The 26,396-nt window shown below is 59.8% G+C and carries 20 protein-coding genes and 2 tRNA genes; 18 read left to right on the top strand and 4 right to left on the bottom strand.

Translation table 11 applies throughout. The features are described from left to right. The first annotated feature begins 3 nt into the window (after positions 1-3). From GNF76_RS08820 to GNF76_RS08775, 10 genes are all read left to right on the top strand, one after another. Entirely contained in the window at positions 4-1,437 is a 1,434-nt protein-coding gene (locus GNF76_RS08820) for an N-acetylmuramoyl-L-alanine amidase (RefSeq protein ID WP_218585285.1), read from the top strand. Between the two features lie 14 nt (positions 1,438-1,451). Then, positions 1,452-3,350: a DNA mismatch repair endonuclease MutL gene (gene mutL, locus GNF76_RS08815; RefSeq protein WP_178123255.1), complete on the top strand. Its 1,899-nt coding sequence runs from the start codon at positions 1,452-1,454 to the stop codon at positions 3,348-3,350. Continuing rightward, a complete protein-coding gene (miaA, locus tag GNF76_RS08810) occupies positions 3,350-4,321 on the top strand; it encodes a tRNA (adenosine(37)-N6)-dimethylallyltransferase MiaA (RefSeq protein ID WP_155582793.1) in 972 nt (323 codons plus the stop codon). Before mutL ends, miaA begins: the two co-directional genes overlap by 1 nt. Before the next feature lie 93 nt (positions 4,322-4,414). Next, on the top strand, positions 4,415-4,675 hold the full coding sequence (gene hfq, locus GNF76_RS08805; protein ID WP_094950970.1) for an RNA chaperone Hfq: 261 nt from the start codon (positions 4,415-4,417) through the stop codon (positions 4,673-4,675). Positions 4,676-4,687: 12 nt separating this feature from the next. Beyond that, positions 4,688-5,989: a ribosome rescue GTPase HflX gene (hflX, locus tag GNF76_RS08800; protein WP_155582792.1), complete on the top strand. Its 1,302-nt coding sequence runs from the start codon at positions 4,688-4,690 to the stop codon at positions 5,987-5,989. Between the two features lie 96 nt (positions 5,990-6,085). Beyond that, positions 6,086-7,264, top strand: a complete 1,179-nt coding sequence (hflK, locus tag GNF76_RS08795; RefSeq protein WP_155582791.1) for an FtsH protease activity modulator HflK — start codon at positions 6,086-6,088, stop codon at positions 7,262-7,264. Continuing rightward, entirely contained in the window at positions 7,264-8,130 is an 867-nt protein-coding gene (gene hflC / locus GNF76_RS08790; RefSeq protein ID WP_155582790.1) for a protease modulator HflC, read from the top strand. Before hflK ends, hflC begins: the two co-directional genes overlap by 1 nt. A 302-nt stretch (positions 8,131-8,432) precedes the next feature. After that, entirely contained in the window at positions 8,433-9,620 is a 1,188-nt protein-coding gene (locus GNF76_RS08785; protein ID WP_155582789.1) for an ATP phosphoribosyltransferase regulatory subunit, read from the top strand. Positions 9,621-9,674: 54 nt separating this feature from the next. After that, positions 9,675-10,964 carry an adenylosuccinate synthase gene (locus GNF76_RS08780; protein ID WP_155582788.1) on the top strand — a complete coding sequence of 430 codons (1,290 nt, stop codon included), beginning with the start codon at positions 9,675-9,677 and terminating at the stop codon, positions 10,962-10,964. A gap of 139 nt (positions 10,965-11,103) precedes the next feature. Beyond that, positions 11,104-13,038, top strand: coding sequence for a methyl-accepting chemotaxis protein (locus GNF76_RS08775; RefSeq protein ID WP_178123240.1), 1,935 nt, complete (start codon positions 11,104-11,106; stop codon positions 13,036-13,038). Positions 13,039-13,129: 91 nt separating this feature from the next. On the opposite strand, the gene GNF76_RS08770 is transcribed toward GNF76_RS08775, so the two are convergent. From GNF76_RS08770 to GNF76_RS08755, 4 genes are all read right to left on the bottom strand, one after another. After that, positions 13,130-14,695 carry an ABC transporter permease gene (locus GNF76_RS08770; protein WP_155582786.1) on the bottom strand — a complete coding sequence of 522 codons (1,566 nt, stop codon included), beginning with the start codon at positions 14,693-14,695 and terminating at the stop codon, positions 13,130-13,132. Continuing rightward, positions 14,695-15,720: an extracellular solute-binding protein gene (locus GNF76_RS08765; protein ID WP_155582785.1), complete on the bottom strand. Its 1,026-nt coding sequence runs from the start codon at positions 15,718-15,720 to the stop codon at positions 14,695-14,697. The genes GNF76_RS08770 and GNF76_RS08765 overlap by 1 nt, the downstream gene beginning before the upstream one ends. A 170-nt stretch (positions 15,721-15,890) precedes the next feature. Next, positions 15,891-15,977, bottom strand: a tRNA-Leu gene (locus GNF76_RS08760). 177 nt (positions 15,978-16,154) lie between these two features. After that, a tRNA-Leu gene (locus GNF76_RS08755) sits at positions 16,155-16,241 on the bottom strand. 224 nt (positions 16,242-16,465) lie between these two features. Here GNF76_RS08755 and rnr point away from each other — a divergent pair. From rnr to GNF76_RS08715, 8 genes are all read left to right on the top strand, one after another. Continuing rightward, positions 16,466-19,099, top strand: a complete 2,634-nt coding sequence (gene rnr, locus GNF76_RS08750) for a ribonuclease R (RefSeq protein WP_155582784.1) — start codon at positions 16,466-16,468, stop codon at positions 19,097-19,099. Continuing rightward, positions 19,096-19,851 (top strand): 23S rRNA (guanosine(2251)-2'-O)-methyltransferase RlmB, encoded by a 756-nt coding sequence (gene rlmB, locus GNF76_RS08745; RefSeq protein WP_155582783.1) that lies wholly within the window; start codon positions 19,096-19,098, stop codon positions 19,849-19,851. Before rnr ends, rlmB begins: the two co-directional genes overlap by 4 nt. A 313-nt stretch (positions 19,852-20,164) precedes the next feature. Next, the gene (gene rpsF, locus GNF76_RS08740; RefSeq protein ID WP_010563335.1) at positions 20,165-20,587 is read left to right on the top strand and encodes a 30S ribosomal protein S6; all 423 of its coding nucleotides are present in this window, start codon (positions 20,165-20,167) and stop codon (positions 20,585-20,587) included. A gap of 28 nt (positions 20,588-20,615) precedes the next feature. Then, a complete protein-coding gene (rpsR, locus tag GNF76_RS08735; protein ID WP_002551829.1) occupies positions 20,616-20,846 on the top strand; it encodes a 30S ribosomal protein S18 in 231 nt (76 codons plus the stop codon). A 36-nt stretch (positions 20,847-20,882) separates the two neighbouring features. Beyond that, on the top strand, positions 20,883-21,776 hold the full coding sequence (locus GNF76_RS08730) for a YybS family protein (protein ID WP_155582782.1): 894 nt from the start codon (positions 20,883-20,885) through the stop codon (positions 21,774-21,776). An 18-nt stretch (positions 21,777-21,794) separates the two neighbouring features. Beyond that, complete coding sequence (gene rplI / locus GNF76_RS08725) at positions 21,795-22,241, top strand: 50S ribosomal protein L9 (RefSeq protein WP_003171376.1); 447 nt, start codon at positions 21,795-21,797, stop codon at positions 22,239-22,241. 138 nt (positions 22,242-22,379) lie between these two features. Continuing rightward, positions 22,380-23,774 carry a replicative DNA helicase gene (gene dnaB / locus GNF76_RS08720; protein ID WP_155582781.1) on the top strand — a complete coding sequence of 465 codons (1,395 nt, stop codon included), beginning with the start codon at positions 22,380-22,382 and terminating at the stop codon, positions 23,772-23,774. A 182-nt stretch (positions 23,775-23,956) separates the two neighbouring features. Next, entirely contained in the window at positions 23,957-26,260 is a 2,304-nt protein-coding gene (locus tag GNF76_RS08715; RefSeq protein ID WP_155582780.1) for a YgiQ family radical SAM protein, read from the top strand. The last annotated feature ends 136 nt before the right edge of the window (positions 26,261-26,396 follow it).

Genomic DNA, 26,396 nt, shown 5'->3' with positions numbered 1-26,396 from the left:
TTGATGGGGTTAGGTATGCGCTTTCGCGCGTTGGTTACTGTCGTAGGGGTGTTGCTTGCGGCAATGACTGTCAATGCTCTGGCCGCTTCACAGGTGAAAAGTGTTCGCCTGTGGCGGGCACCGGATAACACGCGACTGGTATTCGACCTGTCTGGCCCGGTCCAGCACAGCGTCTTCACCCTGACGGCGCCTGATCGCCTGGTGATCGACATCAACGGTGCGACCCTGGCCGCGCCGTTGAAAGTCTCCACGGCCAATACGCCGATTACCTCCATGCGCTCGGCCCAACGTACGCCGACGGATTTGCGGGTGGTCATCGACCTGAAAAAGGCCGTGACTCCGAAAAGTTTCTCCCTGGCGCCCAACGCCCAGTACGGCAACCGGCTGGTGGTCGACCTGTTCGACAACGCCGCCGACGCCGCGCCGCCACCTGCGCCAACGCCAAGCGTGGCGACGGTACCCGCAGTGCCGGTCAACCAGTCGCAGCCTCAGGTCAAACTGCCACCATTGCCGCCGGCTCCGGCCGGCAAGCGCGACATCATCGTGGTCATCGATGCCGGTCACGGCGGGGAAGACCCGGGCGCCTCGGGCTCGCGCGGCCAGCATGAAAAAGACGTGGTACTGGCCATCGCTCGTGAGCTGCAGCGCCAGATCAACGCCATGAAAGGCTACCGCGCCGAGCTGACCCGTACCGGCGACTACTTCATTCCGTTGCGTGGCCGTACTGAGATTGCCCGCAAGAAGGGCGCCGACCTGTTCGTCTCGATCCACGCGGATGCTGCGCCGTCGACCGCCGCCTTTGGTGCCTCGGTGTTTGCCCTGTCTGAGCGCGGCGCCACCTCCGAGACCGCCCGTTGGCTGGCGGACAGTGAAAACCGTTCCGACTTGATCGGCGGGGCCGGCAACGTGTCCCTCGACGACAAGGACAAGATGCTCGCCGGCGTATTGCTCGACCTGTCGATGACGGCCTCGCTGACTTCCAGCCTGAACGTCGGGCAGAAAGTCCTGAGCAATATCGGTCGTGTCACCTCGCTGCACAAACAGCGCGTGGAGCAGGCCGGGTTCATGGTGCTTAAATCGCCGGACATTCCATCGATCCTGGTGGAAACCGGGTTTATCTCCAACTCCAATGAAGCTTCGAAACTGGCCTCCTCCAGCCACCAGCAGGCGCTGGCGCGTTCCATCAGCGCCGGTGTTCGTCAGTTCTTCCAGCAGAATCCGCCACCGGGTACGTATATCGCCTGGCTGCGTGACTCCGGGAAAATTGCCCAGGGCCCGCGTGATCATCGAGTCCAGCCGGGCGACACCCTGGCGATGCTGGCGGTGCGCTTCCAGGTTTCTGCGGCGACTTTGCGCAGTGCCAACAAGCTGACGACCGACGAACTGAAGGTCGGTCAAGTGTTGACCATTCCTGGCACTGAACTGGCGGCGCAGTAATGAGCGAATCGGTATTGAGCAACACCTCGCGCATTGAGTTGCTAAGCCCGCGCCTGGCCAACCAGATTGCGGCAGGCGAGGTGGTCGAGCGGCCGGCCTCGGTGATCAAGGAGTTGCTGGAAAACAGCATCGACTCCGGTGCCAAGCGCATCGACGTCGATGTTGAACAAGGTGGTGTCAAGCTGCTGCGGGTGCGTGACGATGGCAGCGGCATCTCCTCCGATGACCTGCCGCTGGCCCTGGCCCGTCACGCCACCAGCAAGATTCGCGACCTGGAAGACCTTGAACGGGTGATGAGCCTGGGCTTTCGCGGTGAGGCGCTGGCTTCTATCAGTTCCGTGGCGCGCCTGACCCTGACCTCCCGCACCCGTGACGCCGACCAGGCCTGGCAGGTAGAAACGGAAGGCCGCGACATGGCGCCCCGGGTTCAGCCGGCCGCGCATCCTGTGGGCACCTCGGTGGAAGTGCGCGACCTGTTCTTCAATACCCCGGCGCGACGCAAATTCCTCAAGGCCGAGAAAACCGAATTCGATCACCTGCAGGAAGTCATCAAGCGCCTGGCCTTGGCCCGCTTCGACGTGGCTTTTCATCTGCGCCATAACGGCAAGACCATCCTTAGCCTGCATGAAGCCAATGACGATGCAGCTCGCGCCCGGCGTGTGGCGGCAGTCTGTGGCTCGGGGTTCCTGGAACAGGCTTTACCCATTGAAATAGAGCGCAATGGCTTGCGCTTGTGGGGTTGGGTCGGTTTGCCGACCTTCTCCCGTAGCCAGGCAGACTTGCAGTACTTCTTTGTGAATGGCCGGGCGGTGCGCGACAAGCTGGTGGCCCATGCGGTGCGTCAGGCGTACCGCGATGTGTTGTTCAACGGGCGGCACCCGACGTTTGTGTTGTTTTTTGAGGTCGACCCGTCGGTGGTGGACGTCAACGTGCACCCGACCAAGCACGAGGTGCGCTTCCGTGACGGGCGCATGGTGCATGACTTCCTTTATGGCACCTTGCACCGTGCCCTTGGCGATGTGCGGCCGGATGATCACCTGGCGGCGCCGATTGCGACGGCCATTGTCCGTCCTTCGGGGCCGGAAGCCGGTGAGTTCGGGCCCCAGGGTGAAATGAGCCTGGCGGCCAATTTGCTGCAATCGCCGCAAGCCCAGCCGAGTTATACGGCTCCGGGCTCGGGGGCGGGCGCAGGCTATCAGTATCAATACACCCCGCGTCCGCAATCGGCAGTGCCGGTGGCCGAGGCCCAGGCGGCCTATCGCGAGTTCTTTGCGCCGCTTCCCGGTGCTGAGCCGGGCTCTGTCGCCTTGCCGGAAGGCCAAGGCGATGTCCCACCGTTGGGTTATGCCCTGGCGCAACTCAAGGGTATTTATATTCTTGCGGAAAACGCCCAAGGTCTGGTGCTGGTGGACATGCACGCCGCCCACGAGCGGATCATGTACGAACGCTTGAAAATTGCCATGGCCAGTGAAGGCCTGAGTGGCCAGCCGTTGTTGGTACCGGAATCCCTGGCAGTCAGCCAGCGCGAAGCCGATTGCGCGGAAGAGCATGTCAGCGTGTTCCAGAAGCTCGGCTTTGAACTGCAGCGCCTGGGCCCGGAAACCCTGGCTATCCGCCAGATTCCAGCGTTGCTCAAGCAAGCTGAAGCCAACCGGCTGGTAGCCGACGTGCTGGCAGACTTGATGGAGTACGGCACCAGTGACCGGATCCAGGCGCACATCAACGAACTGCTCGGCACCATGGCTTGCCACGGTGCGATCCGCGCCAACCGGCGCCTGGCCCTGGCGGAAATGAACGGCTTGCTGCGGGACATGGAAAACACCGAGCGCAGCGGCCAATGCAACCATGGCCGACCGACCTGGACCCAAATGGGCCTGGACGATCTGGACAAACTATTCTTGCGCGGTCGTTGATGAGCGCTCTACCTCCGGCCATCTTCCTGATGGGCCCGACTGCCGCCGGCAAGACGGACCTGGCCATCGAACTGACCAAAGTCTTGCCTTGCGAGCTGATCAGTGTCGATTCCGCCCTGGTTTACCGGGACATGGACATCGGCACCGCCAAGCCTTCAAAGGAACTGCTGGTCCAGTATCCGCACCGATTGATCGACATCATCGACCCGGCCCAAAGCTATTCGGCGGCGGATTTTCGCACCGACGCCCTGGCCGCAATGGCTGAAATCACCGCGCGGGGCAATATTCCGCTGCTGGTGGGCGGCACGATGCTCTATTACAAGGCTTTGCAGGAAGGGCTGGCAGATATGCCGCCGGCCGATCCCCAAGTGCGCGCCGAGTTGGAAGAAGAGGCTGCACGCCTTGGCTGGCAAGCCCTGCATGACCAGTTGGCAGGGGTGGATCCGGTGTCTGCTGCGCGGATTCACCCCAATGACCCCCAGCGCCTGACGCGAGCCCTGGAAGTCTGGCGGGTCAGTGGGCAGACCATGACTGAACACAGGCTGAAACAAACTGCGCAAAGTGCTGACGCAGGCGCCTCGGGACACTCACAATTGCCCTATACTGTGGCGAATCTGGCCATCGCCCCGGCGAATCGTCAGGTGCTGCATGAGCGAATTGCACAAAGATTCACAATTATGTTGGAACAGGGGTTCGTGGAAGAGGTCGTAGCACTGCGTTCCAGAGGTGATCTGCATCCCGGGTTACCTTCGATACGTGCTGTAGGCTACCGCCAAGTCTGGGATCATCTGGATGGCAAGTTGACGTCAGCCGAAATGCAGGAGCGCGGCATCATTGCCACGCGCCAATTGGCGAAGCGCCAGTTCACCTGGCTACGCAGCTGGACTGACTTGCATTGGCTGGACAGTCTGGATTGCGACAATCTGTCACGCACCTTGAAATACTTGGGAACGGTCTCCATATTGAGCTGAGTCCTTGCAATTGCCGTCTATCCTTGGGGGTGTGACGGCTACGAGCTATCTATTTTCCGATTTTTATTATTGATCCTTAAAGGAGTGCGGCACATGTCAAAAGGGCATTCGCTACAAGACCCTTACTTGAATACTTTACGTAAAGAGAAAGTTGGGGTTTCCATCTATCTGGTCAACGGCATCAAGCTGCAAGGTACGATCGAGTCTTTCGACCAGTTCGTTATCCTGCTGAAAAACACCGTCAGCCAGATGGTTTACAAACACGCTATCTCGACAGTAGTGCCGGTTCGTCCAATTCGTCTGCCTAGTGCAACCGATGCCGAACAGGGTGACGCTGAGCCAGGTAACGCCTGATAGGAGTCTCCTTTGTTCTTTGAGCGCCACGGTGGTGGTGAGCGGGTAATCCTCGTTCATTTGGATGGTCAGGACCCTGAGGCGCGCGAAGATCCGCAGGAGTTTCAGGAGCTGGCAAATTCGGCTGGCGCCGAGACCGTCGCGTTTTTTAACGTGCCGCGTCATCGGCCAACCGCCAAATACCTGATTGGCAGCGGCAAGGTCGAAGAGTTACGCGACCTGGTCCATGCCGAACAGGTCGATCTGGTTATTTTCAATCATGTCCTCACGCCCAGTCAGGAACGTAACCTCGAACGTGTTTTCGAGTGCCGCGTGATCGACCGTACGGGCCTGATTCTCGATATTTTCGCCCAACGCGCGCGTACCCATGAAGGCAAGCTCCAGGTTGAACTGGCCCAGCTGGACCACATGAGTACCCGGCTGGTCCGTGGCTGGACTCACCTTGAACGTCAGGGTGGCGGTATCGGCATGCGTGGCCCGGGTGAAACCCAGCTGGAAACTGACCGTCGTTTGTTGCGGGTTCGCCTGCGACAGATCAAGGGACGATTGGAGAAGGTGCGCAGCCAGCGCGAGCAATCGCGACGCGGCCGTATGCGTGCGGATATCCCTACCGTTTCCCTGGTGGGCTACACCAACGCTGGTAAATCCACGCTCTTCAACAACGTGACGAAATCGGACGTGTACGCGGCCGACCAACTGTTTGCCACGCTCGACCCAACCTTGCGCCGTCTGGAACTGGACGATCTGGGACCGATTGTCCTGGCTGATACCGTGGGTTTCATTCGCCACTTGCCTCACAAGCTGGTCGAGGCATTTCGGTCTACGCTCGAAGAGTCGAGCAACTCCGACTTGTTGTTGCACGTGATCGATGCGGCCGAACCGGATCGCATGTTGCAGATTGAACAGGTAATGGTGGTGTTGGGCGAGATTGGTGCCCAGGACTTGCCGATCCTCGAGGTCTATAACAAACTCGATTTGCTTGAAGGCGTTGAGCCACAAATCCAGCGCGATGAAAACGGCAGGCCCCAGCGGGTCTGGCTTTCGGCGCGTGATGGCAGTGGCCTGGAATTGCTTGAACAAGCCATTGCCGAGTTGTTGGGCAGCGATTTGTTTGTTGGCACCTTGCGCTTGCCCCAGCGTTTTGCTCGACTGCGTGCACAGTTTTTCGAGCTGGGGGCGGTACAGAAAGAAGAACACGACGAAGAAGGTGTCAGCTTGCTGGCCGTTCGATTACCGCGTTCGGAGCTTAATCGGCTGGTCAGTCGTGAAGGTGTCGTACCGACTGAGTTCCTCGAACAACACACTTTGCAATAAAAGCCTGAGAAAGCGGTTGTGCCGCTGTAGCAGGCATTCTGTAGCATTGGTCGGCGCGCCGTGGGTGCGTCTTTGCTTTATCAGATGGAGAGCGCTATGGCTTGGAATGAGCCGGGTGGCAACTCGAATAATCAGGATCCTTGGGGTGGTAAGCGCCGCAATAATGGCGACCGCAAGGGGCCACCGGATCTCGACGAGGCCTTCCGAAAGCTGCAGGAAAGCCTGAATGGGTTGTTCGGTGGTGGAAAGAAACGTGGTAGTGGTGACGAAGGCGGTGGTTCGGGCAAGGGCGGTGGTTACGGCCTGCTCGGCATCGGTCTCGTCGTGCTGGCGGCTGTCTGGCTGTACAGCGCGGTCTACGTGGTGGACGAGCAGGAGCAAGCCGTGGTGCTGCGCTTCGGCAAGTACTACGAGACTGTCGGCCCGGGCCTGAATATCTACTTCCCGCCGATCGACAAGAAGTACATGGAAAACGTCACGCGTGAGCGTGCCTACACCAAGCAGGGCCAGATGCTCACCGAGGACGAGAACATCGTCGAAGTGCCGCTGACCGTGCAGTACAAGATCAGCAACCTCCAGGACTTCGTGCTGAACGTCGATCAGCCGGAAATCAGCCTGCAACAAGCGACCGAAAGTGCCCTGCGCCACGTGGTGGGTTCCACCGCAATGGATCAGGTACTGACGGAAGGTCGTGAGTTGATGGCCAGCGAGATCAAGGAGCGCCTGCAGCGGTTCCTCGACACGTATCGCACCGGTATCACCGTCACCCAGGTCAACATACAGAGCGCAGCTGCACCGCGTGAAGTACAGGAAGCCTTCGATGACGTGATCCGTGCCCGTGAAGACGAGCAGCGTTCGCGCAACCAGGCAGAAACCTACGCCAACGGCGTCGTGCCGGAAGCCCGTGGTCAGGCCCAGCGTATCCTTGAAGATGCCAACGGTTACCGCGACGAAGTGGTCTCCCGCGCCAAGGGTGAGGCTGATCGCTTCACCAAGCTGGTGGCCGAGTACCGCAAGGCACCGGAAGTCACCCGTGAGCGTCTGTACCTGGACACCATGCAGGAAGTCTTCACCAACACCAGCAAGGTTCTCGTGACCGGCAACAAGGGCGGGCAGAACAATCTGCTTTACCTGCCGCTGGACAAGATGATCGAAGGTGGTCGTAGTGGCAGCAGTACGCCGTCCAACGGTTCGACTGCCGCTGCCAATGAAGCGAGTGCCCGTGCGGCCGCTGACTTGCAGCAACAGCAATCACGTACCAGGGAGAGTCGTTGATGAGCAATAAATCGCTGACCGCCCTGATTGTGGGCGTCGTCGTGGTCATCGCTGCCTGGAACTGCTTCTACATCGTGTCTCAGACCGAGCGCGCGGTGTTGCTGCAATTCGGTCGTGTGGTCCAGGCGGATGTCCAGCCGGGCCTGCATGTGAAAGTCCCCTACGTTAACCAGGTGCGCAAGTTCGACGCCCGCCTGATGACGCTGGATGCACCGACACAGCGCTTCCTGACCCTGGAAAAGAAAGCTGTCATGGTTGATGCCTACGCCAAGTGGCGCGTCAAGGATGCCGAGCGCTTCTACACCGCGACCTCCGGCCTCAAGCAGATTGCTGACGAGCGTTTGTCGCGCCGTCTGGAGTCGGGCCTGCGTGACCAGTTTGGTAAACGCACCCTGCACGAGGTGGTGTCCGGTGAGCGTGATGCGCTGATGGCGGATATCACGGCTTCGCTGAACAAGATGGCTGAAAAGGAACTGGGCATCGAAGTGATCGATGTTCGGGTCAAGGCCATTGATCTGCCGAAGGAAGTGAACCGCAGCGTGTTCGAGCGTATGAGCACCGAGCGTGAACGTGAAGCGCGTGAGCACCGCGCCAAGGGTAACGAGCTGGCCGAGGGTATCCGTGCGGATGCCGATCGTCAGCGTCGTGTACTGTTGGCAGAGGCTTATCGCGAGTCTGAAGAGGCTCGTGGTGATGGTGATGCTCAAGCGGCGGCGATCTACGCCAAGGCTTATGGCCAGGATCAGGAGTTCTACGCGTTCTACCGTAGCCTGCGTGCCTACCGTGAAAGCTTCGCGAACAAAACCGACGTCATGGTGCTGGACCCAAGTAGCGATTTCTTCCGCTACCTGGAAAAGTCCAAGTAACCCGCACTTGACCTGAGAATCGCTCCGTCTGGCGGCTAAAATGCCGGGCGGGGTGATCCTTTGAGAAAACGGGTGTATGATGCGGCAGCCGGGAAATTCCCGGCTTTTTTGCGTCTGCATGTTTGATTGTTATTTTGTGTCCGCGGACGCGACAGGTTTTTCGAGGAAAGTGCCCGACGAGGCCGATTAGTGGTCGTTCGTCACGTCGCTCTTGCGCGTGGTTTATGCAAGAGCCGGGCATTTTCTGCTTCACTCAAGGCACGCCTGAGGGCTGGCCGCCCGGATCATAGGGGAATGGCGTAATGGCAACGGTAGACCGCTGGCTGCTGCCAGATGGCATCGAAGAAGTACTGCCACCGGAAGCTGCGCGCATTGAAGTTGCGCGTCGCCAGGTGTTGGATCTGTTCCAGAGCTGGGGTTACGAGTTTGTCGTGACCCCCCATATCGAGTACCTGGAATCCCTGCTGACCGGCGCGGGCCAGGACCTGGATCTGCGCACCTTCAAGGTCATCGACCCGCAATCGGGCCGGCAAATGGGCTTTCGTGCCGACATCACTCCGCAAGTGGCGCGCATCGATGCGCATACCTTGCGCCGTGAAGGTCCGAGCCGCCTGTGCTATGCCGGCAGTGTCCTGCATGCTCAGCCGCGGGCCTTGTCGTCTTCGCGCAGCCCGATCCAACTGGGCGCCGAGTTGTATGGCGATGCCAGCCCGAGCAGCGACGTGGAAGTTATCAGCCTGATGCTGGCGATGCTGCAACTGGCCGATGTGCCGGATGTGCACATGGACCTGGGGCATGTCGGTATTTACCGTGGCCTGGCCCGTGCCGCTGGTTTGTCCGGTGAAGTGGAGCAGCAGTTGTTCGATGCCCTGCAACGCAAGGCTATCGATGAAGTGATTGCCCTGACCGAGGGCGTGCCGGCTGATCTGGCGGGTATGTTGCGTTCGCTGGTGGGTCTGTGTGGTGGTCGTGAAGTGCTGTCCGCTGCCCGTGATCGCCTGGCCAATGCGCCGGCCCCGGTGTTGGCGGCTCTGGACGACGTGCTGGCGATTGCCGAGCGCCTGTCGGCGCGGTTCCCGCAGTTGCCGTTGTACTTCGACCTGGGTGAGTTGCGCGGTTACCACTACCACACCGGTGTGGTGTTCGCAGTGTTTGTCCCGGGTGTTGGCCAAGCCATCGCCCAGGGTGGTCGTTATGACGATATCGGCGCCGATTTTGGCCGCGCCCGTCCGGCGACCGGTTTTTCCACCGATTTGAAAACCCTGGTGACCCTGGGGCGTGCTGAGGTCGAGTTACCGTCTGGCGGTATCTGGATGCCCGACAGTACGGACGCGGCACTCTGGCAGCAGGTTTGCCAGTTGCGCAGTGAGGGTCAACGTGTTGTCCAGGCCTTGCCTGGGCAGCCATTGGCCGCCGCCCGTGAAGCGGACTGCGACCGGCAATTGATTCAGCAGAACGGGCTTTGGCAAGTATCGCCACTGGCTTCTTGAGTTTTCCTGCCGGCCGTTGCCGGCACCAAGTTTGCGCGAATGAGGACAAGTGTTATGGGTAAGAATGTCGTAGTCCTGGGCACCCAATGGGGTGATGAGGGCAAAGGCAAGATCGTTGATCTGCTGACCGAACATGCTGCCGCCGTAGTGCGCTACCAGGGTGGCCACAACGCTGGCCACACCCTGGTCATCGATGGCGAAAAAACCGTCTTGCACCTGATCCCCTCGGGCGTACTGCGCGAAGGCGTGCAGTGCCTGATCGGTAACGGCGTGGTGGTTGCACCTGACGCCCTGCTGCGCGAGATCACCAAGCTGGAAGAGAAAGGCGTACCGGTGCGTGAGCGCTTGCGTATCAGCCCGTCCTGCCCGCTGATCCTGTCCTTCCACGTAGCGCTGGACCAGGCCCGTGAAAAGGCCCGTGGCGAGCTGAAGATCGGTACTACCGGTCGCGGCATCGGCCCGGCATACGAAGACAAGGTTGCGCGTCGTGGCCTGCGTGTTGGCGACCTGCTCAACATGCCGCGTTTTGAAGACAAGCTGCGTGAGCTGGTGGAATACCACAACTTCATGCTGGTGGGTTACTACAAAGAGCCGGCCATCGACTTCGAGACGACCCTGGCCGAGTGCAAGGAATACGCTGAGCTGCTCAAGCCGCTGATGCTGGACGTGACTGCCGAGTTGCACGATCTGCGTCGCGCTGGCAAAGACATCATGTTCGAAGGCGCCCAAGGTTCGTTGCTGGACATCGACCACGGCACCTACCCGTACGTGACCAGCTCCAACACAACCGCTGGCGGTGTTGCTACCGGTTCGGGCGTTGGCCCGATGTTCCTGGACTACATCCTGGGCATCACCAAGGCGTACACCACGCGGGTCGGTTCGGGTCCATTCCCGACAGAACTGTTTGACGATGTGGGTGCTCATCTGGCCAAGCAAGGTCACGAGTTCGGCGCGACTACCGGTCGTGCTCGTCGTTGTGGCTGGTTCGACGCGGTTATCCTGCGTCGCGCTATCGATGTGAACAGCATCTCGGGCATCTGCCTGACCAAGCTGGACGTACTCGACGGTCTGGAAACCATCAACATCTGCGTCGGCTACAAAGATGCAGAAGGCAAGGACGTTGCCCCGACTGACGCTGACAGCTACGTGGGCCTGCAGCCTGTGTACGAAGAAGTGCCGGGCTGGACCGAGTCGACCGTAGGTGCCAAAACCCTGGAAGAGCTGCCAGCCAACGCCCGCGCTTACATCAAGCGCGTTGAAGAGCTGATCGGCGCGCCGATCGACATTATTTCGACGGGCCCGGACCGCAACGAGACCATCGTTTTGCGCCACCCGTTCGCGTAATAAGCGGTTGATGTAAAAAGCAAAGGGTCCCTTCGGGGGCCCTTTGTCGTTTCTGCCTTGGGTACGGCACGACCCTTGCTATGTTTCTCTCTTTCGCGGTGCCATCAAATTAATGGCACCCTGGGTGGAGGGATTTCCAGTGTCTGCCGTTCTCTCGCTGTTACAAAGCCGTCTGTTGCGGCCGGTGTTCGTTACCCTAGGTATCGCTCTTCTGGTGCAGGTGCTGGTGGCCGTCGCTCTGACGCGGAGCACGGTGACTGCCCTGGAAGCCGATTTGGGTAATCGCCTGGGCGTGGACAGTCAAAAGTTGTCGGGTGAACTGACACAGGCTGGAAAGGAAGTCACCTCAAGTCTGGACAACCTGTCTTCCAGTACGCGACAGCGTCTGACGGCGGGGCTTTCCTCCCGATTGCAGGAAGAGCAGCAGCAACTGCGTGCGACCCTGGAAAAAGACTTGAAGGACTCGGCCAATGACATGGCCCAGTTGCTGGCTTCAGTAGCACCGCGTGCGATGTGGGACAGCGATGTGCCGACACTCTCTGAATTTGCCCGGCGCGCCCAGCGCAACCCCAATGTGTTGTTTGTGGTGTACGACGATGCCGCCGGCCAGCATCTGACCCGTTATTTGAATCGTGATAACCCGATCAACCAGGCGCTGCTGGACAAGGGCAAAGGCGAGCGAGCGTTGGATAAGCTGCTGGATGCCGCGAAGAATGATCCGTCGGTCTACTACCTTGAATCGTCCATCAGCCCTAATGGTGTGGAGATCGGTAAGGTCGTCATGGGCGTTTCGACTGCCTCGGTGGACGCTGATCTGGCTGCCCTTGATAAGCGCTTCGCGGCGCTGATCGCCAGCAGCGATCAATTGGTGGGCGATAGCCTGAAGGGTGCGGCTGCGGACAGCGCGGCGGCCATGGGCGCACGCTTGCAGTCGGCACAAGCCACCGCAACCCAAATGACGGCCAATACCAGCAGTGCGGTGCAGGAAGCCGCCGGCACTTTGCGCTGGCGCATCGGCATGGGCCTGGCGGTCGTTGGTTTTGGTGTGTTGCTGCTGATTGCCGTGGTGCTCGGACGTCGGGTGGTCAATCGCTTGAAGCTGCTGATCGCCGCCATGGATGACCTGGCGGCCGGTGAGGGTGACCTGACCAAGCGTGTGCAGATCAGCAGTCGGGATGAAATCGGTGACATGGCCTCGGCGGTCAATCGCTTTGTGGATAAGTTGCAGCCTATCGTGCGTGAGGCGGGCGATGTGGCCCAGCGTACTGGCGTGGAAATCGGCGCCATGACCCTGCGCAACGCGGGCGCCGATGCGGCTGCCGGCTTGCAGCGCGATGAAGTTGCCGAAAGCCTGCGGGCATTGTCGCAGATGGCCGATGAGGCCCAGGCGGAAAGCCATGCCATGCAAGCGGCGTTGCAGCAGGTGGTGGATATCCGTCACGCCACCGATGAGAACTCGCGTACTTCCGCTGAGGTTGGCAGCCTGATCGAGGCGCTGGCCGGGCAAGTGGAAGATGGCGCCAAGGTCATCGAGCGCCTGGCGCAGCAAAGCGAGCAGATCGAAGTGGTGTTGACGGTGATCCATGGGATTGCTGAGCAGACCAACCTGTTGGCGCTCAATGCGGCCATCGAAGCGGCCCGTGCCGGTGAGACCGGGCGCGGTTTTGCGGTGGTGGCCGATGAGGTGCGGGCGTTGGCCAGCAAGACGCAAAGCTCTACCGGTGACATTCAGGCTCATATCGTTGCCTTGCAGCAGGGTGCCCGTGAGGCAGTGGCGACGATTGACAAGGCTGGGCGTCAAGCGAGTGAAGGTTTGCTGGTGCTGCGCGACAGTGTGCGCTTGCAGCAATCGGTGCAGGCATCGGTGGAGCAGGTGCATGCGGCGATTGGCCTGGCGACCCGCGCGGCGGAGCATCAGGCCAAGGGGGCTCATGCGGTGCGTGGGCGGGTGGAGATCATCCATGCCCAGGCTGAACGTGCGGCCTTGGCGGTGGTGGAGACCACGGCGAGCGGCAAAGTGCTGGATGGTTTGGCGGCGCAGTTGAAGGCGAGCCTGGGGCAGTTCCGAGCCTAGTGTTGTCTGGTCCGGCGTCATCGCAGGCAAGCCAGCTCCCACATTTGGAGTGCGTTCAACTGTGGGAGCTGGCTTGCCTGCGATAGCGATCTCAGCGGCTCAGATACATCCGCGTCGTCAGCAGATAAACCGGCAGCCCCGACACCAGAATCAACAACGCCGCATAAGGCGCAGCCGCCGCAAATTCCACATTCGAGGTGTGTGCCCAGACGGCCGTGGCCAATGTATTCAGTCCCGTCGGGCTAAGCAGCAACGTCGCCGTCAGCTCCTTCATCGCATCCAAAAACACCAGTGCAAACGCCGCCCCCAGTGCAGGGAAGATTATCGGCAGGGTCACCCGACAAAACGCACTGAATGACGACGCCCCCAGCGTTCTTGCGGCTTCCTCCAACTGCGGTGCCGCCTTGTTCAGCGCCGTACGAATCGGCGCCTGGGCCAGCGGCAAGAACAGCAATGCATAAGCGATCAACAGCAGCGCCGAGGTCTGGTACAGCGCCGGCACGTAATGCAGGGCGAAATACACCAGCGTCAACGCAATCACCAGGCCGGGAAGGGCATGCAACAGATACGGCAAACGCTCGGCCCACAGTGCCAATTGGCCCTTGTAGCGCACCACCAGCAGGCCTACCGGCACCGCCAGCACCAAACACAGCGCTGCGCCGCCCAGGGACAGCGCCAATGATGAAAGCAGCGCTTCGCTGATCTCGGCCACGGGAAACGCCGCCGACGAGCCAACCGCCAGCCAATAACCAAGCATTCCCAGTGGAATGCCGCTGCCAATAATCGCCAGCATCAAGCAATACAGCTGTCCCAGTGGAGCCCACTTACCCAGTCGAACTTGCTCGGCATGCCGCGCCGCGCCCTGGCCGGTACGCACGTGTCGGCCCTTGCCGCGTACGCGCAACTCCAGCCACAGCAAGGTCAGGCACATCACCAGCAGTACTGCCGAGAGCATCGCCGCATTGGCGTTGCTGAATTCCAGTTCGAACTGCTGATAGATCGCGGTGGTAAAGGTCTGCAGGCCGATGATCGACAAGGCGCCGAACTCCACCAGCATATGCAGGGCGATCAGCAGTGAGCCGGCCAGCAACGACGGCCATAACAGCGGCAAGGTGATGCGAAAGAATACGCCCCAGCGACTCAGTCCCAGGGTGCGGGCCGATTCTTCCAGGGAGGGATCAAGGTTGCGCAGGGTCGCTGCTACCGGCAGAAACACCAGTGGGTATTTGGACAGGGTCATCACCAGGATCGCCCCGCCCAGCCCTTCGAAATTCGCGCTCAGGGATACCCAGGTAAAGCTGCTGACAAATGCCGGTACCGCAAACGGCAGGCACAGGATCACTCCCCAGATACGCCGTCCCGGCAGGTTGCTGCGTTCCAGCAACCAGGCCAGTGACAGCCCAATCACGCCGCAAGCCACGGTGACGCCGATCATCAATGCAAGGGTGTTGCGCAGCAGTCCGAATACATAGGGCCGCCACAGCAGATGCACGGCCTCAGTCCAGCCTGCCTGCCAAGCCTTGAGGCCGACATACACCAATGGCAACAGGCTTAGGCCCACCAACAGCAATACCGGCAACAGCAGCCAGATCGAAGGGCGTTTGCGTCTTGGAATAAAACCCCCGCGAGAGGCGGGGGCGGGCAGCGATGGGTTCATCAGTTCAAGCCAACGTCACGTTCCAGGTCCAGAGCTTCTTCGGCGTTGCCCAGGTCGGCAGGAGTGACTTTCGGCGGTTGCAGTTCGCTGAAAGGCTTGAGGCCTCGGTTGGACTCCATGCCTTTGCGTAGTGGGTATTCAGCCGAGGTATTGGTGATCACCCGCTGGCCTTCTTCGCTGGCCATGAAGGCCAGCAGTTGCTGGGCTTCTTTCGGGTGTTTACTGGACTTCAATGCGGCAGCGGCGGATACGGTAATCAAGCCGCCCGCATCACCGTCGGTGAAGTAGTGCAGTTGCGAATCCAGATTGGTTTTTTCTTTCTTCAGGGCGAACCAGTAGTAGTTGTTCACCAGGACGGTGGCGACTTCACCGTTTTCCACGGCTTTCAGGGCGACCATGTTGTTGCTGTAGACCTTGCCGAATGCGCGCAGGCCGGTCAGCCATTCTTCAGCGGCTTCGCGCCCGTGCAGCTTGATGATCGCCACCGCCTGCTCCTGGAATGCGCCGCTGGTAGGCACAAAGCCGACCTTGCCTTGCCACTCGGGGCCGGCAAAATCCAGTACCGACTTGGGCAGGTCTTTCTCGGCAATCAGTTTCGGGTTGAAGGCCACGACGCGGGTGCGTGCAGTCACGCCCATCCAGGCGCCGTTGCCGGCCACATATTCCTTGGGCAGTACGTCGAGGGTGCTGGCGTCGATGGTCGCTAGCAGGCCTTGCTCGCCGAGTTTGTTCAATGGCGGTGATTCTTCGGTGTAGATCACGTCGGCAGGGGAGCGGTCGCCTTCTTCGACGACCTGGCTGGCCAGTTGATTGCTGCTGCCCTTGCGTACATTGACGTGGATGCCGGTCTTGGCTTCGAAGGCCTTGGCGAGTTCATCGCCGACCTCCTTGTGTTGGCCGTTGTACAAGGTCAGTGCAACCTTGTCGGCAGAATAAGCAGCGGGCGAGAGCAGGGTCAGGCCGAGCAGAGTGATGGTCAAGCCACGCAGAAGGGATGTCTTGAGACGGGTATCGCGGATCATCATTCGCAGGGTTCCTCACTTAAGTGCAACAAATCGTGAGCAGGATAAACGATAAAGTTTCTCAGGTGCGCCTTCAGGGCGGAATTGCGGGTGAGATTTTCAGCGGACAGAAACGCAAAAACCCGCTTTCGCGGGTTTTTGTGAGACTCGAGGCTTAACCTTGAGTTTGGAATTGGTGCCCAGAAGAAGACTCGAACTTCCACGACCTTGCGGTCACCAGCACCTGAAGCTGGCGTGTCTACCAATTTCACCATCTGGGCAGTATCAGCAACGTTGCCGCTGTTGATGGAGCGAACTATACGGAGCGGCTTTTGATCTGTAAACCCCTGATTTGAAATTATAAATCAAGTTTTTCGTTAAAAATCAAAGGCCTGTAACGCAAAAACCCGCTTTCGCGGGTTTTTGTGAGACTCAAGGCTCAGCCTTGAGTTTGGAATTGGTGCCCAGAAGAAGACTCGAACTTCCACGACCTTGCGGTCACCAGCACCTGAAGCTGGCGTGTCTACCAATTTCACCATCTGGGCAGTATCGGCAACGTTGCCGTCGTCGATGGCGCGCACTATACGCAGCGCACTTTTGACTGTAAACCCCCGTCATCAAAAAAGCCTGGAAAATTTCGCAGGCGGTCGCGCAAGGTGCATTCCGGGGGCTGCAAAGTGCTTTTACGGGCTTGTTGACACCTGAAATTTCCCGTTTCAATACGCGTATGCCAAACTAACCCGCATATAGACAAGGTGAAAACTCTCTAATGGCCGATTGGCAGTCCCTCGATCCCGAGGCCGCTCGTGAAGCGGAAAAATATGAAAACCCTATTCCTAGCCGTGAACTGATCCTGGCGCATCTCGCCGATCGGGGTTCGCCTGCTAGCCGCGAGCAGCTGGTCGAAGAGTTTGGTCTGACCACAGAGGACCAACTCGAAGCCCTGCGTCGCCGCCTGCGCGCCATGGAGCGCGACGCTCAACTGATCTACACCCGCCGCGGTACTTACGCGCCGGTGGACAAGCTTGACCTGATCCTGGGTCGCATCAGTGGCCACCGCGACGGTTTTGGCTTCCTGATCCCGGACGACGGCAGCGACGACCTGTTCATGAGCCCGGCGCAAATGCGCCTGGTGTTCGATGGTGACCGTGCCCTGGCCCGTGTGTCCGGCCTGGATCGTCGCGGTCGTCGTGAGGGTGTGATCGTCGAAGTGGTGTCCCGTGCCCACGAGTCCATCGTTGGCCGTTACTTCGAAGAAGGCGGTATCGGCTTCGTTATTCCGGATAACCCGAAGGTCCAGCAGGAAGTGCTGGTCACCCCGGGCCGCAATGGCGCTGCCAAGGTCGGTCAGTTCGTCGAGGTGAAAATCACCCACTGGCCAACCCCGCGCTTCCAGCCACAGGGCGATATCGTCGAAGTGGTCGGCAACTACATGGCGCCGGGCATGGAAATCGATGTTGCGCTGCGCACCTACGATATTCCTCACGTCTGGCCTGAGGCGGTGCTCAAAGAAGCCGCCAAGCTGAAGCCGGAAGTCGAAGAAAAAGACAAAGAGAAGCGCATCGACCTGCGTCATCTGCCGTTCGTCACCATTGACGGCGAAGATGCCCGCGACTTCGACGATGCTGTCTACTGCGAAGCCAAGCCCGGCAAACTGCGCCTGTTCTCCGGCGGCTGGAAGTTGTTCGTCGCGATTGCCGACGTGTCCAGCTACGTGAAGATCGGTTCGGCCCTGGATAACGAAGCCCAGGTGCGCGGCAACTCGGTGTACTTCCCTGAGCGCGTGATCCCGATGCTGCCTGAGCAGCTGTCCAACGGCCTGTGCTCCCTGAACCCGAAAGTCGACCGTTTGGCCATGGTGTGCGAGATGACTATCTCGAAAACCGGCGAAATGACCGACTACCAGTTCTACGAAGCGGTGATCCACTCCCAGGCGCGCCTGACCTACAACAAGGTCAGCACCATCCTGGAACAGCCGAAAACCAGTGAAGCCAAAGCGCTGCGCGGTGAGTACGGCCATGTCGTGCCGCACCTCAAGCAGCTCTACGCGCTTTACAAAGTACTACTGGGTGCTCGTCACGTACGTGGTGCGATCGATTTTGAAACTCAGGAAACCCGAATTGTTTTCGGCTCCGAGCGCAAGATCGCCGCAATCACCCCGACCACGCGTAACGATGCGCACAAGCTGATCGAGGAGTGCATGCTGGCGGCCAACGTGGCCACTGCGGAATTCCTGAAAAAGCACGAGATTCCTGCGTTGTACCGGGTGCACGACGGCCCGCCGCCGGAGCGTCTGGAGAAGCTGCGCGCGTTCCTGGGTGAACTCGGCCTGTCCCTGCACAAAGGCAAGGACGGCCCGACGCCGAAGGACTATCAGGCACTGCTGGCCAGCATCAAGGATCGTCCGGATTATCACGTGATTCAGACCGTGATGCTGCGCTCTCTGAGCCAGGCGGTGTACAGCGCTGATAACCAGGGCCACTTCGGCCTGAATTACGAGGCGTATACCCACTTCACCTCGCCGATTCGCCGTTACCCGGACTTGCTCACGCACCGCGCGATCCGCAGCGTGATCCATTCCAAGCAGAACACCCCGCACGTCAAGCGTGCTGGCGCCATGACCATTCCGAAGGCGCGGATTTATCCGTACGACGAGGCGGGCCTGGAGCAGTTGGGCGAGCAGTGCTCGATGAGCGAGCGTCGTGCTGACGAAGCCACCCGTGACGTGGTGAACTGGCTCAAGTGCGAGTTCATGAAAGACCGTGTGGGCGAGTCGTTCCCGGGTGTGATCACCGCCGTGACCGGCTTTGGTCTGTTCGTGGAGCTGACCGACATCTACGTCGAGGGTCTGGTGCACGTCACCGCCTTGCCGGGTGACTACTACCACTTCGACCCCGTGCATCACCGCCTGGCGGGCGAGCGCACCGGTCGCAGCTTCCGCCTGGGCGATACCGTGGAAGTACAGGTCATGCGTGTTGACCTCGATGAGCGCAAGATCGACTTCGGTATGCCTGACAAGCCCGCGGAACCGACTGGCCGTAAAAAGCGTGGTAGCGAAACCGCAGCGCCAGCCGCCAAAGGCAAAGGGGCTCCTGCGAAAGCAACTGCCGCCGAGCCTGCGCCAGCCAAGGCTGGTCGTCGTTCGTCTACCAAGGAAAAAGCCCCCGAGGCTTACCGTCCAAGCGATGCCGCGGCAAAAAATGCCGAGCTGCGTAAAAGCCGTGAACTGAAACAGGCACTGCTGAACGAAGCGAAAAGCGGTGGTAAAGCGGCGTCTGGGGGAAAGTCCCACGGGGCGGAAAAGCCGTCGAGCAAGCCAAGTAAACACCGTAAAGGCCCGCCCAAAGCGGGTTCGGCTCCCGCGAAAAGCGGCGGGTCGCGCAAACCTAAGGCAAAACCATGAGTCTGGAAAAAATCTACGGTGTGCACGCCGTAGAAGCATTGCTGCGTCACCACCCGAAACGCGTCAAGCAGGTGTGGTTGGCGGAGGGTCGTAGTGAGCCGCGTGTACAAGCGCTGGTCGAGCTGGCCAACGAAAACCGTGTGGCGATAGGTCAGGCCGAGCGTCGGGAAATGGACGCTTGGGTTGAAGGCGTTCACCAGGGCGTAGTGGCGGATGTGAGTCCGAGCCAGGTCTGGGGCGAAGCGATGCTCGACGAGCTGCTCGACCGTACCGAGGGTGCGCCGCTGTTGTTGGTGCTGGATGGGGTGACCGACCCGCATAACCTGGGTGCCTGCCTGCGTTCGGCGGATGCTGCCGGTGCATTGGCGGTGATTGTGCCTAAAGACAAATCGGCGACCTTGACGCCTGTGGTGCGTAAAGTCGCCTGCGGCGCTGCGGAAGTGATTCCGTTGGTGGCCGTGACCAACCTGGCTCGCACCCTGGAGAAACTCCAGCAGCGCGGCCTGTGGGTTGTGGGTACGGCGGGGGAGGCCGAGGTCAGCATTTATGACCAGGACCTCACCGGCCCGACCATTTTGATCATGGGTGCTGAAGGCAAGGGCATGCGTCGCCTGACGCGTGAGCATTGTGATTACCTGGTGAAACTGCCGATGGCCGGTAGCGTCAGCAGCCTCAATGTGTCCGTGGCAACCGGTGTTTGCCTGTTTGAAGCCTTGCGTCAGCGTGGCGCCAAGGCTAAGGCCAAGAAGTAAGGCCCAAGAGCGCCGCAGACCCTGTGGGAGCCGGGCTTGCCCGCGATGACGGTGTGTCAGTCAGCAGAGATGTTGCCTGTGCCATGGTCATCGCAGGCAAGCCAGCTCCCACATTTGTTTTGTGTTTGCCTTGATCCTGCATTGTTCAAATAATCACCAATTGCCTTGCGCCCTTCCTCCCCCTTCTCTACAATTGCGCCCCTTGCCTTCCTGGCGGGCACCTATGTGCCTCCCTTCGGCAAGATCCATAAGTGTCATTCACTCCTTGTCTGACCGTTTTTGAGCGGCAGGCTACAACCCGTAAGGAGCATTCATGCGTCATTACGAAATCATCTTTTTGGTCCACCCGGATCAAAGCGAGCAAGTCGGCGGCATGGTTGAGCGTTACACCAAGCTGATCGAAGAAGACGGCGGCAAAATCCACCGTCTGGAAGATTGGGGCCGTCGTCAACTGGCCTACGCAATCAACAATGTTCACAAGGCTCACTACGTGATGCTGAACGTTGAGTGCACTGGCAAGGCCCTGGCCGAGCTGGAAGACAACTTCCGCTACAACGATGCAGTGATCCGTAACCTGGTCATCCGTCGCGAAGAAGCCGTTACCGGCCAATCCGAGATGCTCAAGGCTGAAGAAAACCGCAGTGAGCGCCGTGAGCGTCGCGACCGTCCTGAGCACGAAGGCGCTGATAGCGTTGATAGTGATGACAGCGACAACAGCGATAACGCTGACGAGTAATCCACGGACCTTTTAAGGAGCCTATCAAATGGCACGTTTCTTCCGTCGTCGTAAATTCTGCCGCTTCACCGCTGAAGACGTGAAGGAGATCGATTACAAAGATCTCAACACTCTGAAAGCCTACGTATCCGAGACCGGCAAAATCGTTCCAAGCCGCATCACCGGTACCAAAGCTCGTTATCAGCGTCAGCTGGCCACCGCTATCAAGCGCGCCCGCTTCCTGGCCCTGCTGGCCTACACCGACAGCCACGGCCGCTGAGACCGGGCAGTCGACAAGTAGTAAGGGATTGAATGCATGCGCGCCTTAGCTGAGTTCATCATGCGCGGTCGTGTGCAGGCCACTCTGGTAGTGGCTGGATGTGCAGCATTGCCGTTGTTGTATTGGTTGGGTGCTGCCGCAGGTTGCCTTGTGCTGCTGCGGCGCGGTTTGAAGGATGCCCTTGGTGTCCTTGCCCTGGGGTTGCTGCCGGCCTTGATCTGGTGGTTGCAATTCGACGATCCACGGGTACTTCTGGTACTGCTGGGGTCTTCGAGCCTTGCGTTGGTTTTACGCGCAAGTGAGTCCTGGAACCGTACGCTGCTGGTCAGCGTGGCATTAGGAGTGGTGTACGCGGTGGTGTTAGGCGCGGCTTTCCGCCCGCAAATCGAGGCGCTGGCGCAGGAGTTGGTAAAAATCCTGCCGCTGGCCCTCGGGGATCTCTACCAGAAGTTGTCGGTAGAGGAGCGAGCGCGCCTTGCATCACTGATTGCACCGGTACTGACCGGCCTGATAGCGGCACTGTTGCAGATCGTCAGTGTGCTGAGCCTGATTCTTGGGCGCTACTGGCAGGCGTTGTTGTATAACCCGGGTGGTTTTGGTCGCGAGTTTCGCAGTATCAGAATCCCCGCAGGCCCGGCGATGTTGCTGCTGGCGCTCATGCTTGTAGGGCCGAACTTCGGTCCACAAATGGCCATGTTGACGCCGTTGTGCAGTGTACCGCTGGTGTTTGCCGGACTGGCCCTGATGCACGGGCTGGTGGCGCAAAAGCGCCTGGCCAAGTTTTGGCTGGTGGGGTTGTACGTGACGCTGTTGCTGTTTATGCAACTGATCTATCCGTTACTCGTGGTTTTGGCCATTGTCGACGGCCTGATTGATTTTCGCGGACGTTTGGCGCCGAAAGACGCCGACAATGCGAACGGTGAAGGTTAAAAGTTAGAGGATTTTCACATGCAACTGATCCTTCTGGAAAAAGTCGCCAACCTGGGCAACCTGGGCGACAAAGTGAACGTTAAGGCCGGTTACGGTCGTAACTACCTGCTGCCATACGGCAAAGCCACCGCTGCAACCGCTGCCAACCTGGCTGCGTTTGAAGAGCGTCGTGCTGAGCTGGAAAAAGCAGCAGCAGACAAAAAAGCTTCGGCCGAAACTCGCGCTGCCCAACTGGCTGAGCTGGAAGTGACTATCACTGCCACCGCCGGTGACGAAGGCAAGCTGTTCGGTTCGATCGGCACCCACGACATCGCTGATGCACTGACCGCCTCCGGCGTTGAAGTGCAGAAGAGCGAAGTTCGTCTGCCGAACGGCACCATCCGCAACGTTGGCGAATTCGATGTAGCTGTGCACCTGCACGCTGAAGTCGAAGCAACCGTACGCGTTGTTGTGGTAGCAGCTTAAGCAGCACTTAACTGACTGGCACCTCGCGTGTCAGGCGGTTAACATCGGGCACGATCCTGTTTACAGGTCGTGCCTTTTGTTTTTCTGCCTTTTGTTGTTTTCCTATAGTTCCTGATTTTCCAACTATTCCAAGTGGCCATGAACGATATCTCCGCTCCCGAGCAATACGATCTGCAAACCGCTGCCCTGAAGGTGCCGCCGCACTCCATCGAGGCCGAACAGGCCGTGCTCGGTGGTCTGATGCTGGACAACAACGCCTGGGAACGCGTGCTGGATCAAGTCTCGGACGGTGACTTCTATCGCCATGACCACCGCCTGATCTTCCGTGCCATCGCCAAACTGGCCGATCTGAACTCTCCCATCGACGTCGTGACCCTTGCCGAGCAATTGGACAAGGAAGGTCAGACGTCGCAAGTGGGCGGTCTCGGTTACCTGGGCGAACTGGCGAAAAACACCCCATCGGTAGCCAACATCAAGGCCTATGCGCAGATCGTTCGCGCACGGGCGACCTTGCGGCAACTGATCGGTATCGCCACGGAAATCGCCGACAGTGCCTTCAACCCGGAAGGGCGCACGGCGGAAGAAATCCTCGACGAAGCCGAGCGCCAGATCTTCCAGATCGCCGAAGCCCGGCCAAAAACCGGCGGCCCGGTGAGCGTCAACGACCTGCTGACCAAGGCCATCGACCGGATCGACACCTTGTTCAACACCGACAACGCCATCACCGGCCTGTCCACCGGCTACACCGACCTCGATGGCATGACCAGCGGCTTGCAGCCGTCTGACCTGATCATCGTCGCTGGCCGTCCGTCCATGGGTAAGACCACCTTCGCCATGAACCTGGTGGAGAACGCGGTACTGCGCAGCGAGAAGGCCGTACTGGTTTACTCCCTGGAGATGCCAGGTGAGTCGTTGATCATGCGTATGCTTTCGTCGCTGGGCCGCATTGACCAGACCAAGGTCCGGGCCGGCCGCCTGGAAGACGACGACTGGCCGCGCCTGACCTCGGCCGTCAACCTGCTCAACGACCGCAAGCTGTTCATCGATGACACCGCTGGTATCAGTCCCTCGGAAATGCGCGCCCGAACCCGTCGTCTGGTGCGTGAGCACGGTGATGTTGGCCTGATCATGATCGACTACCTGCAGCTGATGCAGATCCCCGGTTCCGGCGGCGACAACCGGACCAACGAGATTTCCGAGATCTCCCGCTCGTTGAAAGCCCTGGCCAAGGAATTCAATTGCCCGGTGGTTGCGCTGTCGCAGCTCAACCGTTCCCTGGAGCAACGGCCGAACAAGCGCCCGATCAACTCCGACTTGCGGGAATCCGGAGCGATCGAGCAGGATGCTGACGTGATCATGTTTGTATACCGGGACGAGGTGTATCACCCGGAAACCGAGCACAAGGGCATCGCGGAAATCATTATCGGTAAACAGCGTAACGGCCCCATCGGCACCGCGCGCCTGGCGTTTATCGGCAAATACACCCGTTTCGAGAACCTTGCGCCGGGCAGTTATAACTTCGACGACGAGTAAGGTTTAGCGCCTGTTCGGTCCCCATCGCGGGCAAGCCCGCTCCCACAATGGAATGCGTTCCCTGTGGGAGTGGGCTTGCCCGCGATGGGCTTCCCACAATTGCGACCGCTACCGTCGGAATTGGTCAAATTTTGTGCTATATTCCGCGCCCGCGATTTTTCATCTCAACACCGGTCATCGTCATGCAAACAGCCAAGCCGTTATTTGACTATCCCAAGTACTGGGCCGAATGCTTCGGTCCTGCGCCATTCCTGCCGATGAGCAGGGAGGAGATGGATCAGCTTGGCTGGGATTCATGCGACATCATCATCGTCACCGGTGATGCCTACGTCGACCACCCCTCGTTTGGCATGGCAATCATTGGCCGGCTGCTGGAGTCCCAGGGCTTTCGCGTCGGGATCATTGCCCAGCCCAACTGGCAGTCCAAAGACGACTTCATGAAGCTCGGCGAGCCGAACCTGTTTTTCGGCGTCGCGGCCGGCAACATGGACTCGATGATCAACCGCTACACCGCCGACAAGAAAATCCGCTCCGACGACGCCTACACCCCAGGTGGCATGGCGGGTAAACGTCCGGATCGCGCGAGCCTGGTCTACAGCCAGCGCCTCAAGGAAGCCTACAAGCACGTGCCGATCGTGCTCGGCGGCATCGAAGCTTCCCTGCGCCGTATCGCTCACTACGACTACTGGCAAGACCGGGTGCGTAACTCGATCCTGATTGACGCCTGCGCCGACATCCTGCTGTACGGCAACGCCGAGCGGGCCATCGTCGAGGTCGCCCAGCGCCTGTCGTGGGGCCACAAGATTGAAGACATCACCGACGTGCGCGGTACTGCGTTCATTCGCCGCGACACGCCGGCAGGCTGGTACGAAGTGGACTCCACGCGTATCGACCGTCCGGGCAAGATCGACAAGATCATCAACCCGTATGTGAATACCCAGGACACCCAGGCCTGCGCCATCGAGCAGGAAAAGGGTCCGGTTGAAGATCCGGAAGAGGCCAAGGTCGTACAGATCCTGGCCAGCCCGCGCATGACCCGGGACAAGACGGTGATCCGTCTGCCATCGGTAGAAAAAGTCCGTGGCGACTCGGTCCTGTATGCCCACGCCAACCGTGTGTTGCACCTGGAAACCAACCCAGGCAACGCCCGCGCCCTAGTGCAGAAGCACGGTGAAGTGGACGTGTGGTTCAACCCGCCGCCCATTCCCATGACCACCGAAGAAATGGACTACGTGTTCGGCATGCCATACGCACGTGTCCCGCACCCGGCGTACGGCAAGGAAAAGATCCCGGCCTACGACATGATCCGCTTCTCGGTGAACATCATGCGTGGCTGCTTCGGCGGCTGCACTTTCTGCTCGATCACCGAGCACGAAGGCCGGATCATCCAGAACCGTTCCGAAGAGTCGATCATTCGCGAAATCGAAGAAATCCGCGACAAGGTCCCGGGTTTTACCGGTGTGATCTCCGACCTCGGCGGCCCGACCGCGAACATGTACCGCATCGCCTGCAAGAGCCCGGAAATCGAATCCGCGTGCCGCAAGCCATCCTGCGTGTTCCCTGGCATTTGCCCGAACCTGAACACTGACCACTCCTCCTTGATCCAGCTGTACCGCAGCGCCCGTGCGTTGCCGGGTGTGAAGAAGATCCTGATCGCTTCCGGCCTGCGCTACGACCTGGCCGTCGAGTCGCCGGAATACGTGAAAGAGCTGGTGACCCACCACGTCGGTGGCTACCTGAAGATCGCCCCGGAACACACCGAGGAAGGTCCGCTCAACCAGATGATGAAGCCGGGCATCGGCAGCTATGACAAGTTCAAGCGCATGTTCGAGAAGTACACCAAGGAAGCAGGCAAGGAGCAGTACCTGATTCCTTACTTCATCGCCGCCCACCCGGGCACCACCGATGAAGACATGATGAACCTGGCCCTGTGGCTCAAGGGTAACGGCTTCCGCGCCGACCAGGTGCAGGCGTTCTATCCGTCGCCGATGGCCACCGCCACCGCGATGTACCACTCGGGCAAGAACCCGCTGCGTAAGGTCACCTACAAGAGCGACGCGGTGACCATCGTCAAGAGCGAAGAACAGCGCCGTCTGCACAAGGCGTTCCTGCGCTACCACGATCCGAAAGGCTGGCCGATGTTGCGTGAAGCATTGACCCGCATGGGCCGCGCCGACCTGATCGGGCCGGGCAAGGAGCAACTGATTCCGTTGCACCAGCCGGCTACCGACAGCTACCAGAGCGCCCGTCGCAAGAACTCGACGCCGGCCGGCAGCCATAAGGTCGCCAAGGAAACCACCACCAGGATCCTCACCCAGCACACCGGCTTGCCGCCGCGTGGCAGTGATGGCAGCAACCCTTGGGACAAGCGCGAACAAGCCAAGGCCGCGGCCATGGCCCGCAACAAGCAGGCCGCCAAGGAACGCACCGACGCGGCCAAGGGCAAAGGCAAAAAGCCAGCCCGCAAGCCGGTAGTGCCGCGTTGATCGGTGCCTGAACCACAAAACGCCAGCCTTCGCGCTGGCGTTTTGCTTTCTAGCAGGTGGGTAGCCTGTTTGTTAAGGTGGCGCCCATTCAATCGCCATCGCAGGCAAGCCAGCTCCCACATTTTGATTTGTGAAC

The sequence above is a fragment of the Pseudomonas spelaei genome (assembly GCF_009724245.1).
Lineage (GTDB): Bacteria > Pseudomonadota > Gammaproteobacteria > Pseudomonadales > Pseudomonadaceae > Aquipseudomonas > Aquipseudomonas spelaei.
Note: the sequence above shows the minus strand (reverse complement) of the source record. Positions and strands in the feature narration are given on the sequence as shown.